The organism is Microbacterium sp. C5A9 (genome assembly GCF_022627955.1).
Lineage (GTDB): Bacteria > Actinomycetota > Actinomycetes > Actinomycetales > Microbacteriaceae > Microbacterium.
The window spans coordinates 516,445-530,062 of the sequence record NZ_JABXGD010000001.1 but is presented as its reverse complement, the minus strand read 5'-3'; the positions used below and the strand labels follow the sequence as shown (position 1 = coordinate 530,062).

Here is a 13,618-nt window from a genome sequence, read left to right as displayed (position 1 = left end):
ATGCGCGTGCTCTCAGTCGACCGGAGCAGCGGACGCGGCGTCCTCGAACTCCTCGACCTCGCGCTCCCACGCGTCTTTCGCGAGCCGGTACCAGAGGTAGAACGCGAAGCCCGCGAAGATCGCCCACTCCGCCGCGTAGAAGATGTTCAACCAGTTCACCGGCGAGCGCTCGTCGGGGGCTGGCGAGGAGATGTCGACGAGCCCCGCATCGGCGGTGGTGGATGCGAGGAACGGACGGTAGACGTCGAGCTGGTCGGTGTCGTGCCAGAAGCTGAGGAGGGCGGCGGTCGACATGCGATCCATGCGCGTGGGGTCGTCGGCGGGAGGCGTGGACGGCCCCTCGTCCGAGATGATGCGCCCGGCGACATCGACCGTCGCGCCGCCCTCTGCGGCGGCCTCGAGCTGCTCGACGGCGGCGTCGGCGACGGCGCGGTCGTCGGTCCAGCCGATCGCGACCGCGATCGAGGTGCGGTCGGCCACTCTCAGCTGGCCGGTCACCCAGTAGCCCTCGACATCGTCGTTGTACCGGCTCGAGACCACGAGGAAGTCCTGCGGGACCCAGGTGCCGGAGGTCTCGACCTTCTGCCCGACCAGCGGCTCCGCGAGGTACTCTCCGGGCTGCAGGACGTCGGTCAGCGGACGGACCTCCTCGGTGACGCCGGGAGGCGGCGGGTCGGTGTCGATCGCGCGCTCCAGCTGCCACTGCCCGAGCCAGGCGAAGACACCGGCGACCACCAGACACAGCACGAGCATGCCGATCCAGCGCCCCCGGAGCATGACCTCACGGAGGGTCGGGGGGAACAGTGCGGGTGATGTCACGGTGTCGAACTGGGCCTCAGGCCTCGTACGGTGCGAGGACGACCTCGACGCGCTGGAACTCTTTGAGGTCGGAGTATCCGGTCGTGGCCATCGACTTGCGCAGAGCCCCGATGAGGTTGGCCGTGCCGTCGACGACGGGAGCCGGGCCGTAGAGGATCTCCTCGAGGGTGCCGATGCCGCCCACCTCGACGCGCCGGCCGCGCGGCAGCTTGGGGTGGTGAGCCTCGGGGCCCCAGTGGAATCCGCGGCCGGGGGCATCGGTGGCGCGGGCGAGTGCGACGCCGAGCATGACCGCGTCGGCGCCCATCGCGAGTGCCTTGACGATGTCGCCGGATGTGCCGACGCCACCGTCGGCGATCACGTGCACGTAGCGTCCGCCCGACTCGTCGAGGTAGTCGCGGCGAGCGGCGGCGACATCGGAGACGGCCGTGGCCATGGGGGCGTGGATGCCGAGGGTGGCGCGCGTGGTCGACGCCGCTCCCCCGCCGAATCCGACGAGCACTCCGGCCGCGCCGGTGCGCATGAGGTGCAGCGCGGCCGTGTAGGTCGCTGCGCCGCCGACGATCACGGGGACGTCGAGGTCGTAGATGAACTTCTTGAGGTTCAGCGGCTCGTCGACGCTCGAGACGTGCTCTGCCGACACCGTGGTGCCGCGGATCACGAAGAGGTCGACCCCGGCGGCGGCGACGGTGTCGTAGAACTCCTGCGTGCGCTGCGGGGTCAGCGAGCCGGCGACGGTCACACCGGCTTCGCGGATCTCGGCGATCCGCTGCGTGATGAGCGCGGGCTTGATCGGCTCGGCGTACAGCTGCTGCATGCGCGCGGTCGCCTGCCCCTCATCGAGGCCCGCGATCTCGGCGAGCAGCGGCTCGGGGTCGTCGTACCGGGTCCACAGCCCCTCGAGGTCGAGCACGCCGAGTCCGCCGAGCTGGCCCAGCATGATCGCCGTCTGCGGGCTCACGACGGAGTCCATCGGCGCACCGAGCACCGGGATGCCGAAGCCGAAGGCGTCGATCGTCCATGCGGTCGACACGTCCTCGGGGTTTCGCGTGCGCCGCGACGGCACCACCGCGATGTCGTCGAACGTGTACGCGCGTCGCGCGCGCTTGCCTCGGCCGAGCTCGATCTCCATGGTCACCCCTCCAGACTACCGGGCGCGCGCGAGCGTGCCGACGGCTGGGAGACTGGAAGGGAGATCGGGAGGCAGTATGTCGGTGGATGCCGTGGAGGTCGCCGTCGTCGGCGGCGGCGTGATGGGACTCGCGACCGCGTGGGAGCTGACGAGACGAGGACACCGCCCCGTGGTCTTCGAGCGCTTCGCCCGGGGTCACCTCGAAGGGGCCTCGCACGGCGCGACGCGCAACTTCAACAACGCCTATGACGAGGAGCACTACCTCGATCTGCTCGTCCGCGCGCGACAGGGGTGGGATGCGCTGGGGCCGGTCGACGGCGAGCCCCTGCTGCGTCTGCACGGTCTGGTGACCCATGGCCATGCCGATCTGGGCAGGATCGAGAGCCGTCTCGCCGAGCGGGGCATCCACGCCGAGATCCTGTCACCCGCCGACGCGGCGTCGCGGTGGGCCGGCATGCGGTTCCGCGACGCGGTGCTCTTCTCCCGTGACGCCGGTGTCGCCAGGGCCGCCGCGGCCCTCGGCGAACTGGAGAGGCGCATCGTGGATGCCGGCGGCGAGGTGCGGTGGCAGACCCCGGTGAGCCGCATCGAGGAGACCGGCTCCGGCGTCGACCTCGTGCTCACCGACGGTCGGGTGCGCGCCGACACCGTGGTCGCGACGATGGGCGCCTGGACCGAGAGGATGCTCCCGGGCATCCCGCTCCCCCGTCTCGAGGTCTCCGAGGAGACGCCGGCGCACTTCCTGCCCGTGGACGGATCGACCTGGCCGTCGTTCAACCACTACGTCGACCCGGAGCGCTATCCGGCGACCGTCTACGGGATGCCGACACCGGGCGAGGGCGTCAAGGTCGGCTTCCACCGCGTCGGCGACCTCGTCGACCCGGATGACCGACCGCACCGCACCACGCACGCCGACGCGCTCGCGGACTACGTGCGCGAGTGGCTGCCGGGCGTCGACCCGGCATCCGCCGTGCCGATCAGCTGCACCTACACGTCGACCGAAGACAGCGCCTTCGTGCTCGATCGGCGGGGACGGATCGTGGTGGGCGCGGGCTTCTCGGGGCACGGATTCAAGTTCGCACCGGGAGTCGGCGCCACCCTCGCCGACCTCGCGCTCGACCCGACCGCTCTCGCGGCCGAGCCGTTCCGCCTGCCCTAGGGCACGCGGTCGCGCGACGGCCTCAGCGCGCTCGCGCGACCCGGCGCTCGTCCCAGACGGGCTCGTCGGCCTCGTAGACGTCTCCCTCCGAGCCGAAGACGAGGAACCGGTCGAACGAGCGCGCGAACCAGCGGTCGTGCGTGACCGCGAGCACGGTGCCCTCGAAACGCACGAGCGCCGCTTCGAGAGCCTCGGCGGATTCGATGTCGAGGTTGTCCGTGGGTTCGTCCAGCAGCAGCAGTGTCGCCCCCGAGAGCTCGAGCAGCAGCACCTGGAAGCGCGCCTGCTGCCCGCCCGAGAGCGAGTCGAACGTCTGCTGCGCCTGTCGCACGAGGCCGTAGCGGTCGAGGGCCGAGCTCGCGGCATCCCGAGGCATCCCCGCCCGTCGCTCGTCTCCCCTGTGCAGGATCTCGAGCAGCGTGCGCCCGATGAACTCCGGATGCGCGTGCGTCTGCGCGAACAGGCCGGGCACGACGCGGGCGCCGAGGACCGCTCGACCGGCATGCTCGACGTCGGCGAGCTGCTCCCCCGTCGAAGTGACGTGGCCGAGAGCCGGATCGGGGTCGCTGCCGCCGCGCGCGAGCAGCCTCAGGAAGTGCGACTTCCCCGAGCCGTTGGACCCGAGCACGGCGACGCGATCGCCGTACCAGACCTCCGCGTCGAACGGCCTCATCAGCCCCGTGAGCTCGAGCCGCCGCGCCACCACCGCCCGCTTGCCGGTGCGCGCCCCGCGCAGGCGCATGTCGAACTCCTGGGCAGGCGGCCGCTCCTCCGGCGGACCGGCGTCCTCGAACTTGCGCAGCCGCGTCTGCGCCGCCTGATATCGCGAGGCGAACCCGTCGTTCGCCGACGCCTTGACCTTGAGCGTCGCCACGAGGATGCGCAGCTTCTCGTGCTGCTCATCCCACCGGCGTCGAAGCTCGTCGAGTCGGTCCATCCGATCGGTGCGCGCCCGGTGATAGGTCGCGAATCCGCCGCCGTGCACCCACGCCGAGGCACCGGCACCCCCGGGTTCGAGCGTGATCAGCCGGTCGACGGCCCGTGCGAGGAGCTCACGATCGTGCGACACGAGCAGCACGGTCTTCGGCGTCTGACGCAGCTGCTCCTCGAGCCATCTCTTGGTCGGCACATCGAGGTAGTTGTCGGGCTCGTCGAGGAGCAGCACCTCGTCGGGACCGCGCAGCAGCGCCTCGAGGGCGAGTCGCTTCTGCTCGCCGCCCGAGAGCGTGGCGAGATCGCGGAAACGTGCCCGCTCATAGGGCACGCCGAGCGCCGCGACCGTGCACTGGTCCCACACCGTCTCATGCTCGTAGCCGCCCGCATCCGCATACTCGGCGATCGCCGTCGCGTAGGCCATCTGAGTGTCGTGCTCGTCTCGCTCGATCAGCGCGTTCTCGGCAGCCTCGAGCGCTTCCGCGGCCCCGCGGATGCGACGCGGCGCGACGCCGACCAGCAGTTCATGCACGGTCTGCCCGGCCTCACCGTGCCCGACGAACTGGTCCATGACGCCGAGTCCGCCGTCGATCGTCACGACACCGGCGTCGGGTGCCTGATCACCGCGGATGATGCGGAGCAGCGTCGTCTTGCCCGCGCCGTTCGGCCCGATCAGCGCGCTCGTCGACCCGGATCCGACGCGGAACGTCACCTCGTCGAGCAGCGGTCTGCCGTCGGGAAGAGTCAGCGAGACCCCTGCTGCATCTATGTATCCCACCGTGCGTGCCGTCCTTCCGCCCGCATGGCGAGCCGACCAGGCTATCAGGAACGAGAGCGCCGGCGCCGCGCGGTCACTTCGGAGCGGTCACCCCGCGCGACCGACGATCGGAATGGCTTCGGTGCGGGGAGACACGGGCAGGATCATCCGGAACTCGGTCCCGACGCCCTCCCGACTCGTGACATCCATCGATCCGCCGTGAGCCAGCACGATCGCACGGGTGATGGTGAGGCCGAGTCCGACTCCCGGCACGGCGTTGCGCGTCGCCGTCGAGGCGCGGAAGAAGCGTGTGAAGAGCATGCCCTGCTCGTCCTCGGGGATGCCGACGCCCGTATCGCGCACGGCCACCTCGACTCCGGCGTCCACCTGGCGGACGCTCGCGGTGACGCGGCCGCCCACCGTCGTGAACTTGATCGCGTTGGACAGCAGGTTGTCCACCGCCTGCCCCATGCGGCCCGAGTCGATCGACATGCGCACGGGGGCGGTCGGCACCTCGGCGACGAGCTCGATCCCCTCCCGCTGGGCATGGGGCCCCGATGAGGCCACGGCGTTGCGCACGAGCTCGCCGACGTCGGCGTCCCGGCGCTCCAGAGGGAAGCGGCCCGATTCGACCTGCGCGGTGAACAGGAGGTCTCCGACGAGGTTCAGCAGCCGCTGCGCGTTGCGCTCGATGATCCCGACGAACTCCTGCTGATCCGCGGTGAGCGGCTGTGCGGGATCGTTCTGCAGAAGGTCGAGGAACCCGATGATCGCGCTCAGCGGCGTGCGCAGCTCGTGCGAGATCATCCCCACGAACTCGTCCTTCATGCGGGCCACCTCGACGGCTCGCGTCTCGTCGGTGATCACGAGCAGATACCCCCGTCGCGAGCCGTCGGTGTCCTGGTAGGGCGAGACGGTCACTCGTGCGGGGACAGACGAGCCGCCCACCGTGATCACCTCGACGTCGGAGTCGACCGAGACCCCGGCATCCGCCTCGTCGAACAGAGCCCGGAGCCCCGGATGCAGTCGATCGGCGGCCTGATCGACGTCCGACGCGAACTGCGCCAGCACGGCGGAGTCGAAGAAGCGGTCCACGCGCACCCGATCCACGGCGTCGGCGACCGGCATCCCGAGCAGACGGACAGCACCCGGATTCCAGGCCGTGATCGTGCCGTCGTTGTCGGTGGCGATCACCGCCTGCCCGGTGATCGAGTTCCACAGACTCGAGAACGATTCCGACAGGGCGCGATACTGCGCCTCGCTGTCGCGCAGCTTCTGGAGAGTCGTCTCGTTGGCGGCGAGTGCGGAGGTCCGTTCGGTCACGTGCGCCTCGGCCTGGGCTATCCGCAGCCGCTGGAACCGGGAGAGCTCGTTGACGATCGCCCCGACGGTGGCGAACACGAGCGGTCCGATCACACCGCGCAGCCAGGCGAGCGCGTTCTCGGGGGGCTCGGCGATGTAGGGCATCAGCAGGGCGATCGAGGTGAGCGCGCCGACGAGGAAGACCTGTCGGAAGCCCGGCGCGGCCGCGATCCAGATGACCGGCAGCAGCACGAGCGAGGAGAAGAGCGATGCGGCTCCGCCGGTGCCCGATCGCAGCACGCCGATCCCCAGGATGTCGATGACCGGGATGAGCGTGACCACCCATCCGTCGTAGACCCCGCGTGCGGAGAGCACGGCAGCGAGCACCGTGACCGCCCCGACCATGCCGATCCCGACGATCACTCCCCCGACGTGCGAGACCGGAAAGTCCGGGATCGCGCCGATCAGCAGAGCGGCGATGCCGACCGCGATCGCCGTCGGGCCCTGCTTCATCAGCGGGGTCGGGTTGTCGAAGTAGCGACGCCATCCCCGCTGGAGCGACACCTGGACGGTGTGGCCGGTCGTCATCGGCTGACGCTCCGGAGGATCCTGCGCAGATCGGCCCCCACTATGGGTTTCGGCAGCGCGGCATCGGCGTCGGGATATTCCCCGGGATCCAGCACCGAACTCACGATCACGAAGCACTCCGGATGCCGGGTGCGCAGCAGACGCACGCATTCCTCGCCCGTGATGCCGGGAAGCAGAAGGTCGATCACGGCCACGACGGGTCGGGTCTCGCCGAACGCCGCGATCGCCGACTCCGCATCGACGGCGGCGACGACGTCGAAGCCCTCACGATCGAGGTAGCGCCGCAGGAGGTCCCGCTGATCGGCGCTGTCCTCGACCACCAGGGCCGTCTGACGGTCACTCATCGCAGAAGCAGCTCTCGCACGACGACGATCACGACGACGATGGCGAGAGCGAGCAGCGCCTGCGGGATCAGCCGCCTCTCGCGCCGAGCATCGGCCGCGATCTCGTCCTGCTCCGGGGAGGGTGGAGGCGCATCGGTCATGAGTCGACCCGTCCGATCTTCTCAGTCTTGATCCATGCGGCGTCGGCACGACGCCACTCCTTGATGTACGAGTCCACCGTGATCGCGCACAGCAGCGAACCGTAGCCGCAGACGTAGAGGAGCAGCCCGGCGAAGAAGCGCCCGCCTGGCAACGGCTCCACGGCTCTCGCCAGCCAGATGCCGAGCATCGAGATCGGCCCCCACAGGTAGAAGATGACCGCCCAGACGAACCGTGTCTGATCCGTCACCGCGAAGCCCAGCTCCCGCAGACCGCTCTCGAACAGCCAGGGGAAGAGGGCGATCGCCATGAGGATCAGGGCGCCGAGACCGGGGAACATCAGCGCCTCACGCCACGACTGACGTCCGATGCGGGGGTCCAGTTGCACCGCGTAGAGCATGGAGAACAGGTAGATGCATGCGGCAGCGATCCACATGAAGCGGAACACGAACTCGGCGATGTCGCTGTGCAGGAGCAGCAGGGTGAGCAGGCCCGCGGCCGCGAGGACCATGAACGCCGGCAGGAGCAGGATCGTGAACCACGCGAGACCGAACGTGAAGCTGCCCAGGTTGTGCACCCGACTGGGTCGGAACCACAGCTTGCGGTAGATCGAGGTCAGCTGCACGTTGCCTCGCGCCCACCGCAGACGCTGCTTCCACAGGCTGTCGATCGTGCGCGGCTCCTCGGCCAGGACCACGGCGTGCGGTTCGAAGACCATCCGCCGCCCGGCCAGCTGACCCTCGAACGTGGTCATCGTGTCCTCGGCGAGCGTGCCGGTCGGGATCCGTCCCCCGATCGCCTCGAGGTTCGCGCGCGAATGCAGCTGGGCCCCGCCGGCCAGACAGGCGATCGCCCCTCCCACGTTCTGCACACGGCGGGCGGAGAGCTGGCCGATCACGTACTCGATGGCGATGAACCGGGTGAGGTAGTTGCGGTCGCGGCTTCCCTCGGCGATGTACGCCGTGACGGCACCGACGTCGGGATCCGCGAGATGCCGGCTCATCTTGCGCAGCGAGTCGCGGGCGAAGATCACGTCGGCGTCCATGATGAGGACTGCCTCCGTCCACTCGTCCGCGAGCACCGCCTCGAGACCGTGGTTGAGCGTGTGGGCCTTCCCCTGACCGCCCCGGTCTCGGCGCAGGTGCACGACCCGACCGGGGTAGGCCGCCGCCTTCGCCGCCACCACCTCGGGGGTGTCGTCGGTGGAGGCGTCGTCGATCACGAAGATCCGCAGGCGGTCGGCGGGGTATTCGAGCTGCGTCAGTCGCTCGATCGCCTGACCGAGCACGAGTCCTTCGTTCCAGGCCGGGATGAGCACGGCGATACGCGGGTGATACGGCGCCGCCTTGCCGTAGTGATTGCGGAACGCGTGCAGGGGCAGGGAGAGGAACTGCAGGCCCGTGTTGATCACCGGCAACGTGCCGACGAGCACGCACAGGAGCAGGATGACGACGACGAGCGTCTCGATCCAGTCGAGTTCGGGCATCAGCGCGCTTTCCGCTGCGAGAGGAGTTCGGCGACGCGGGCATAGCGCCCGACTTCGGTGGCGACGTGGCTGTCGGTGGAGGCGACGATCTCGGCGCCCGCGGCGTGCAGGGCGTCCAGGAGCGGTGCTCCGGGGCATCCCCACTTCTCGTTCACCTCGACGAGCGTGTCCGTCTCGGCCGCGGTCCGCGCCCACGCCTGGACCCGTTCGGTGCCGAGGTCGTCCTCGGACAGACCGATCTTCGGGAGGATCGAGAAGCAGTGTGCGAGCTGATTGCCGGGGTGGCGCCGCATCGCCGCGATGAGTCCGGAGACCAGCTGGTCGAGCGCATCGTCGGCAGCCCAGCCGCGCGCGATGCGCTCGCGCACCGCGGTGGGCCCCAGCGGCCCGTCGATCCCCGGGAACTGGTGGTCGGCGATCAGGATCCGGTCGATCCCGGTCGGGAGGTCGGGGATGTCGAGCGCGCCAGAGGCGTCGAGGATCTTCGCCTCGACACCCGTCAGGACGGTGAGTCCGTCGGGGACCCGCAGCTCCCGCACCGCCGTGAGGTAGTCGGGCACCCAGGTCGTCGAGCGACGCACGTGGTCGACGAGACGGAGCGTGGTCAGACCGACCGCCGCGGCTGCGGCCACGTTCTCGGCGAGGGTCGACACGGCATCGTCCGAGAAGGTCGAGTGAACGTGGTGATCGCCCTGCAGCACGGCATCGTTCACAGCTCCTCCTGGTGCCCCGCGTGCTCGGACACGAGCACCTCGTCGATCTCGACGATCACGTCTTCGAGGAAGCGCACCGAGGCCACCTCGCGGAACGGGATGCTCTGCGGGATGGCGCGCCCCAGGAAGAGGTCGGCGACGAGCGCGGGGATGTCGACCCCCGCGGCGATGGTGAGCGGAAGGGCTCCGGGGAACCGCGGGTTCACCTCGAGCAGCACCGCGCGACCGTCGCGATCCCGACGCAGCTGCACGTTCGCGACGCCGAGCAGTCCGATCGCCTGGGCGATCGCCGCAGCGGTGTCCTCGAGCTCGGCGTCGTGCACTGTGCGACCGGCGATCGCGACACCGGAGTCGACCCGGGCGCGCGTGCGGGGCACGGCGGCGACCACGGCGCCGGAGGCATCCGCGATCACGTCCACCGAGTACTCCTCGCCCGGCAGGTAGTCCTGCACGATGAGTCCCTCGTCGATCGGCAGGGCGTCGAGGGCGGTGCGATCCGGCACCATCCTCACGCCACGGCTGCCCGCTCCCTGGCGGGGCTTGGCGAACACCGGGAAGTCCCAGTCCACGGCCTGCGCGTCGGGTCCGGCGAGCACGGTGCGCGGAGTGCGTCCGGTCGACTCGCAGCGCTCGGAGAGCAGCAGCTTGTCGAGCGCGACCGAGAGTGTGTCCTGTGACGGAGCGGCGAGCACGGCCGGAGCGAGCTCCTCGCGTCGACCGGCGAGTGCGATGAGCTCGACGTCGACGGTCGAGATCACCAGATCGAGAGCATCCTCCTCGACCATGCGCGCGATCGCGGGGACGAAGTCGTCGGCCCGCCCCGGCGGCACCAGACGTCGATGCGTCGGCGGCACCAGGTAGATGCCGCTCGCCCAGCCGTCCATGTCGGCGGCGAAGATCTCGAGGTCTGAGCGGCGAAGCAGGGAGCGGATCACCGCGACGCCGGCGGGACCCCCGGCTCCGGTGACCAGTACGCGTGCGACCATCAGCTCTCCCGCCGAGTCAGTTCATGTGCGCCGAGGAAGTCGGCGGTCTCGCGCACCACTTCGAGCGGCTCGACGGCCGCGCCGCCACCGAAACGCGACCAGTAGCGCGCGGTGGCGGTCACGAACTCGGGCTCGAGGTAGTCGCGGGTCGCCGTCTGCGACCCGAAGCATTCGAGCAGTCTCAGCTTGCGATCGAGGAAATCGTCGATGCGCACGAAGCGGGTCGGGCGGAAGTCGATCGTCGCCGACGGGCTCTGATAGCACGCCACTGTGCCCACACGACGGGTCGCGACGATGGTCGCCTCGCCGACCGCGCGGTGATCCTGATGCCGATCGTGCGCGGAGTGCGTGTAGACGATCGTCGGCTGGATCTCCTGCACGACCTCCTCGATGAGCCGCACGGTCGAGCCTCCGCCGGAGATCTCCGTGTCGACGAGATCCTTGACGAAGAGGCGGGCTCCGAGCAGCTCGGCGGCGGCCAGCGACTCGTGCTGACGATCGTCCGCAACTCCCCCGCGGCCCCCGCGCGAGAGCGTGAGGATCGTGATCGAGTCCCCCGCTTCCGCGTGCGCCGCGAGCAGCCCTCCGATGCCGATCTCGACGTCGTCGGGGTGAGCGCCGACGGCGAGCACGACCTCCTTCGGCCTGTTCGCCTCGCGACGCGCCCGTCCTTCGGCGGCAAGACGCGTCACGGCCTCGACGAGACCTGCATTGTCGAGGGGCTTCGTCAGGAACTCGTCGGCCTGTGCACGCAGCGCCGACACCGCGTAGTCGACCGAGACGTGAGCGGTCATCACGATGACGGGGACGAGCGGGTCGCTGCGTCTCAGCTCGGCCAGCAGCTCGAGCCCGCTGAGCCCGGGCATCTCGATGTCGGTCACCACGACGTCGGGAGTGAACTCGGAGAGCGTCCGGGTGGCGGCGAGACCGTCTTCGGCGAGCACCACCTCGCAGCCGGCGCGCCTCTCGAGCACGGTCTTCACGAGCAGGGCCACGTCCGGGTCGTCGTCGACGACGAGGACGCGCGGAGCATCCTGTGTCATATCTTCAGCTCTCCATGGGGAAATCCCCCTGCCGGCGGTCCGGCATGCAGCTCTCCGCGCCCTTCGCGCCGAGGCTCGAGGGAAGTCGAGCGGTTCCCTAAATACTGGCATACCCGTGCCGCGTCGGCCCGCGCGAGGGCCGCGACGTCAGGGGGCCGAGCGAGCGGCCCTCTTCTGCTCCTGGAACACGCGGATCGCCTCGTACCGCTCGGCCGAGCGCGCGCGCCGCTTGGTCGCCTCGGCATCGCGGTCCTTGCGCGGAGCCGAGGTGGTCAGGTCATCGACGAGCGCCCTCGTCGCGCGGGCGATCTCCTCGACCGCGCGATCGAACACCGCCTGGTTCGCGCGGGACGGCGAGGTGGATCCGGAGATCTTGCGCACGAACTGCAGGGCGGCGTCGTGACATTCCGCGTCCGTGGCGGCGGGCGCGAGGTTGTTCAGCGGCACGATGTTTCGACACATACCCGCACGGTACGCCCGGCTCTCGGCATGCGGAAGGGCGCGGAGAACGACGGAGGGGCCGGATGCTCAGGCATCCGGCCCCTCCGTCGTGACGCCTCAGCGCTTGTAGTTCGGCGCCTCGACGACGATCTGCACGTCGTGCGGGTGCGACTCCTTGAGTCCGGCCGAGGTGATGCGCACGAACCGGCCACGCTGCTTGAGCTCTTCGATCGTGCGAGCGCCGACGTAGAACATCGACTGACGCAGGCCGCCCACGAGCTGGTAGGCCACGGCCGAGACGGGTCCGCGGTACGGCACCTGTCCTTCGATGCCCTCGGGGATCAGCTTGTCATCGCTCGGAACGTCGGCCTGGAAGTAGCGGTCCTTCGAGTAGGAGGTCTGCTTGCCGCGGGTCTGCATGGCGCCCAGCGAGCCCATGCCCCGGTACTGCTTGAACTGCTTGCCGGACTGGAAGACGATCTCGCCCGGCGACTCGTCGGTGCCGGCGAGCAGCGAGCCGAGCATGACGGCGTCGGCGCCGGCGACGAGCGCCTTCGCGATGTCGCCCGAGTACTGCAGGCCTCCGTCGGCGATCACGGGGATGCCGGCCGGAGCCGCCGCGAGCGACGCCTCGTAGACAGCGGTCACCTGCGGCACGCCGACGCCGGCGACGACGCGGGTGGTGCAGATGGATCCCGGACCGACGCCGACCTTGACGGCGTCGACGCCCGCGTCGACGAGCGCCTGCGCGCCCTCGCGGGTCGCGACGTTGCCGCCGATCACGTCGACGTGCGCGAAGCTCTCGTCGGCCTTGATCCGCTTGACGAGGTCGATGACGCCCTGGGACTGGCCGTTCGCGGTGTCCACGACGAGCACATCGACACCCGCATCGCGAAGTGCCTCGGCGCGCTCCCACGCATCGCCGAAGAATCCGATGGCGGCGCCCACGCGCAGACGACCCTGGTCGTCCTTGGTGGCGAGCGGGTACTTCTCGCTCTTGTCGAAGTCCTTGATCGTGATGAGACCGGCGAGCGTGCCGTCGTCGTCGATCAGGGGCAGCTTCTCGACACGGTGCTTGGCGAACAGGGCGATGACCTCGCCGGCGGCGACGCCGACGGGCGCGGTGACGAGTCCCTCCGAGGTCATGACGTCCTTGACGAAGGTGGTCTGGCGCTCGAAGCCCGAGACGAAGCGCATGTCGCGGTTCGTGATGATGCCGACGAGGCGACCGTCGGGGTCGACGACCGGGAGGCCCGAGATGCGGTACTTCGCGCACAGCGCGTCGACCTCTTCGACGGTGGCGTCGGGAGTCGTGGTGATCGGGTCGGTGATCATGCCCGACTCGCTGCGCTTGACGCGGTCGACGTGCGCGGCCTGGTCGGCGATCGACAGGTTGCGGTGCAGGATCCCGATGCCGCCCTCACGAGCCATGGCGATCGCCATGCGCGACTCGGTGACGGTGTCCATGGCGCTGGAGAGCAGCGGTGTGGCGACCGAGATCCGGCGAGTGATCCGCGAAGAGGTGTCTGCCTCGCTCGGGATGACGTCGGTGTGCCCCGGGAGGAGCAGCACATCGTCGTAAGTGAGTCCGACGAAGCCGAAGGGGTCGTGCTGGTCCATGGATAGTCCTCCTGCGGGCGCGATGTGGGGCGAGGGTGTACCAATTCTAAGCGCCGAGGCCGCGCGGAAATTCCCGCGCGCGTCGTCGTCCGCGCGCGGGTTCCCCCGCGGGCGCGAGGCGACCGGGCAACTTCGTGATGGGATCGTTCTCACCGTG

Annotated in this window: 13 protein-coding genes; 1 reads left to right on the top strand and 12 read right to left on the bottom strand. The window is 69.9% G+C overall.

The window, feature by feature from the left end; genetic code table 11:
• Positions 1 to 12: 12 nt before the first annotated feature.
• Positions 13 to 777, bottom strand: coding sequence for an SURF1 family protein (locus HWD99_RS02405; protein WP_241794800.1), 765 nt, complete (start codon positions 775 to 777; stop codon positions 13 to 15).
• Positions 778 to 835: 58 nt separating this feature from the next.
• The gene (locus tag HWD99_RS02400) at positions 836 to 1,951 is read right to left on the bottom strand and encodes a GuaB3 family IMP dehydrogenase-related protein (RefSeq protein ID WP_241794799.1); all 1,116 of its coding nucleotides are present in this window, start codon (positions 1,949 to 1,951) and stop codon (positions 836 to 838) included.
• Between the two features lie 76 nt (positions 1,952 to 2,027).
• On the opposite strand from HWD99_RS02400, the gene HWD99_RS02395 reads away from it, so the two are divergent.
• Positions 2,028 to 3,110, top strand: a complete 1,083-nt coding sequence (locus tag HWD99_RS02395) for an FAD-dependent oxidoreductase (protein WP_241794633.1) — start codon at positions 2,028 to 2,030, stop codon at positions 3,108 to 3,110.
• A 22-nt stretch (positions 3,111 to 3,132) separates the two neighbouring features.
• On the opposite strand, the gene HWD99_RS02390 is transcribed toward HWD99_RS02395, so the two are convergent.
• The 10 genes from HWD99_RS02390 to guaB form a co-directional block, all read right to left on the bottom strand.
• Entirely contained in the window at positions 3,133 to 4,821 is a 1,689-nt protein-coding gene (locus HWD99_RS02390) for an ABC-F family ATP-binding cassette domain-containing protein (protein WP_241794632.1), read from the bottom strand.
• Between the two features lie 87 nt (positions 4,822 to 4,908).
• Complete coding sequence (locus tag HWD99_RS02385; protein WP_241794631.1) at positions 4,909 to 6,690, bottom strand: cell wall metabolism sensor histidine kinase WalK; 1,782 nt, start codon at positions 6,688 to 6,690, stop codon at positions 4,909 to 4,911.
• On the bottom strand, positions 6,687 to 7,034 hold the full coding sequence (locus tag HWD99_RS02380) for a response regulator (protein WP_241794630.1): 348 nt from the start codon (positions 7,032 to 7,034) through the stop codon (positions 6,687 to 6,689). Before HWD99_RS02380 ends, HWD99_RS02385 begins: the two co-directional genes overlap by 4 nt.
• A complete protein-coding gene (locus tag HWD99_RS02375; protein ID WP_241794629.1) occupies positions 7,031 to 7,174 on the bottom strand; it encodes a hypothetical protein in 144 nt (47 codons plus the stop codon). Before HWD99_RS02375 ends, HWD99_RS02380 begins: the two co-directional genes overlap by 4 nt.
• Positions 7,171 to 8,658, bottom strand: a complete 1,488-nt coding sequence (locus HWD99_RS02370) for a glycosyltransferase (RefSeq protein ID WP_241794628.1) — start codon at positions 8,656 to 8,658, stop codon at positions 7,171 to 7,173. The genes HWD99_RS02375 and HWD99_RS02370 overlap by 4 nt, the downstream gene beginning before the upstream one ends.
• Positions 8,658 to 9,371, bottom strand: a complete 714-nt coding sequence (locus tag HWD99_RS02365) for a PHP domain-containing protein (protein WP_241794627.1) — start codon at positions 9,369 to 9,371, stop codon at positions 8,658 to 8,660. The genes HWD99_RS02370 and HWD99_RS02365 overlap by 1 nt, the downstream gene beginning before the upstream one ends.
• Positions 9,368 to 10,357, bottom strand: coding sequence for an ATP-grasp domain-containing protein (locus tag HWD99_RS02360; protein ID WP_241794626.1), 990 nt, complete (start codon positions 10,355 to 10,357; stop codon positions 9,368 to 9,370). The genes HWD99_RS02365 and HWD99_RS02360 overlap by 4 nt, the downstream gene beginning before the upstream one ends.
• On the bottom strand, positions 10,357 to 11,400 hold the full coding sequence (locus tag HWD99_RS02355) for a response regulator (protein ID WP_241794625.1): 1,044 nt from the start codon (positions 11,398 to 11,400) through the stop codon (positions 10,357 to 10,359). The genes HWD99_RS02360 and HWD99_RS02355 overlap by 1 nt, the downstream gene beginning before the upstream one ends.
• Positions 11,401 to 11,547: 147 nt before the next feature.
• On the bottom strand, positions 11,548 to 11,862 hold the full coding sequence (locus HWD99_RS02350; RefSeq protein WP_241794624.1) for a DUF2277 domain-containing protein: 315 nt from the start codon (positions 11,860 to 11,862) through the stop codon (positions 11,548 to 11,550).
• A gap of 96 nt (positions 11,863 to 11,958) precedes the next feature.
• Entirely contained in the window at positions 11,959 to 13,461 is a 1,503-nt protein-coding gene (gene guaB, locus HWD99_RS02345) for an IMP dehydrogenase (RefSeq protein ID WP_241794623.1), read from the bottom strand.
• Between the last annotated feature and the right edge of the window lie 157 nt (positions 13,462 to 13,618).

Excerpts from the sequence above, each read along its gene's own strand:
- HWD99_RS02405 (WP_241794800.1), bottom strand. The coding sequence starts at position 777 with ATGCTCCGGGGGCGCTGGATCGGCATGCTCGTGCTGTGTCTGGTGGTC.
- HWD99_RS02400 (WP_241794799.1), bottom strand. The coding sequence starts at position 1,951 with ATGGAGATCGAGCTCGGCCGAGGCAAGCGCGCGCGACGCGCGTACACG.
- HWD99_RS02395 (WP_241794633.1), top strand. The coding sequence starts at position 2,028 with ATGTCGGTGGATGCCGTGGAGGTCGCCGTCGTCGGCGGCGGCGTGATG.
- HWD99_RS02385 (WP_241794631.1), bottom strand. The coding sequence starts at position 6,690 with ATGACGACCGGCCACACCGTCCAGGTGTCGCTCCAGCGGGGATGGCGT.
- HWD99_RS02380 (WP_241794630.1), bottom strand. The coding sequence starts at position 7,034 with ATGAGTGACCGTCAGACGGCCCTGGTGGTCGAGGACAGCGCCGATCAG.
- HWD99_RS02375 (WP_241794629.1), bottom strand. The coding sequence starts at position 7,174 with ATGACCGATGCGCCTCCACCCTCCCCGGAGCAGGACGAGATCGCGGCC.
- HWD99_RS02370 (WP_241794628.1), bottom strand. The coding sequence starts at position 8,658 with ATGCCCGAACTCGACTGGATCGAGACGCTCGTCGTCGTCATCCTGCTC.
- HWD99_RS02360 (WP_241794626.1), bottom strand. The coding sequence starts at position 10,357 with ATGGTCGCACGCGTACTGGTCACCGGAGCCGGGGGTCCCGCCGGCGTC.
- HWD99_RS02355 (WP_241794625.1), bottom strand. The coding sequence starts at position 11,400 with ATGACACAGGATGCTCCGCGCGTCCTCGTCGTCGACGACGACCCGGAC.
- HWD99_RS02350 (WP_241794624.1), bottom strand. The coding sequence starts at position 11,862 with ATGTGTCGAAACATCGTGCCGCTGAACAACCTCGCGCCCGCCGCCACG.
- guaB (WP_241794623.1), bottom strand. The coding sequence starts at position 13,461 with ATGGACCAGCACGACCCCTTCGGCTTCGTCGGACTCACTTACGACGAT.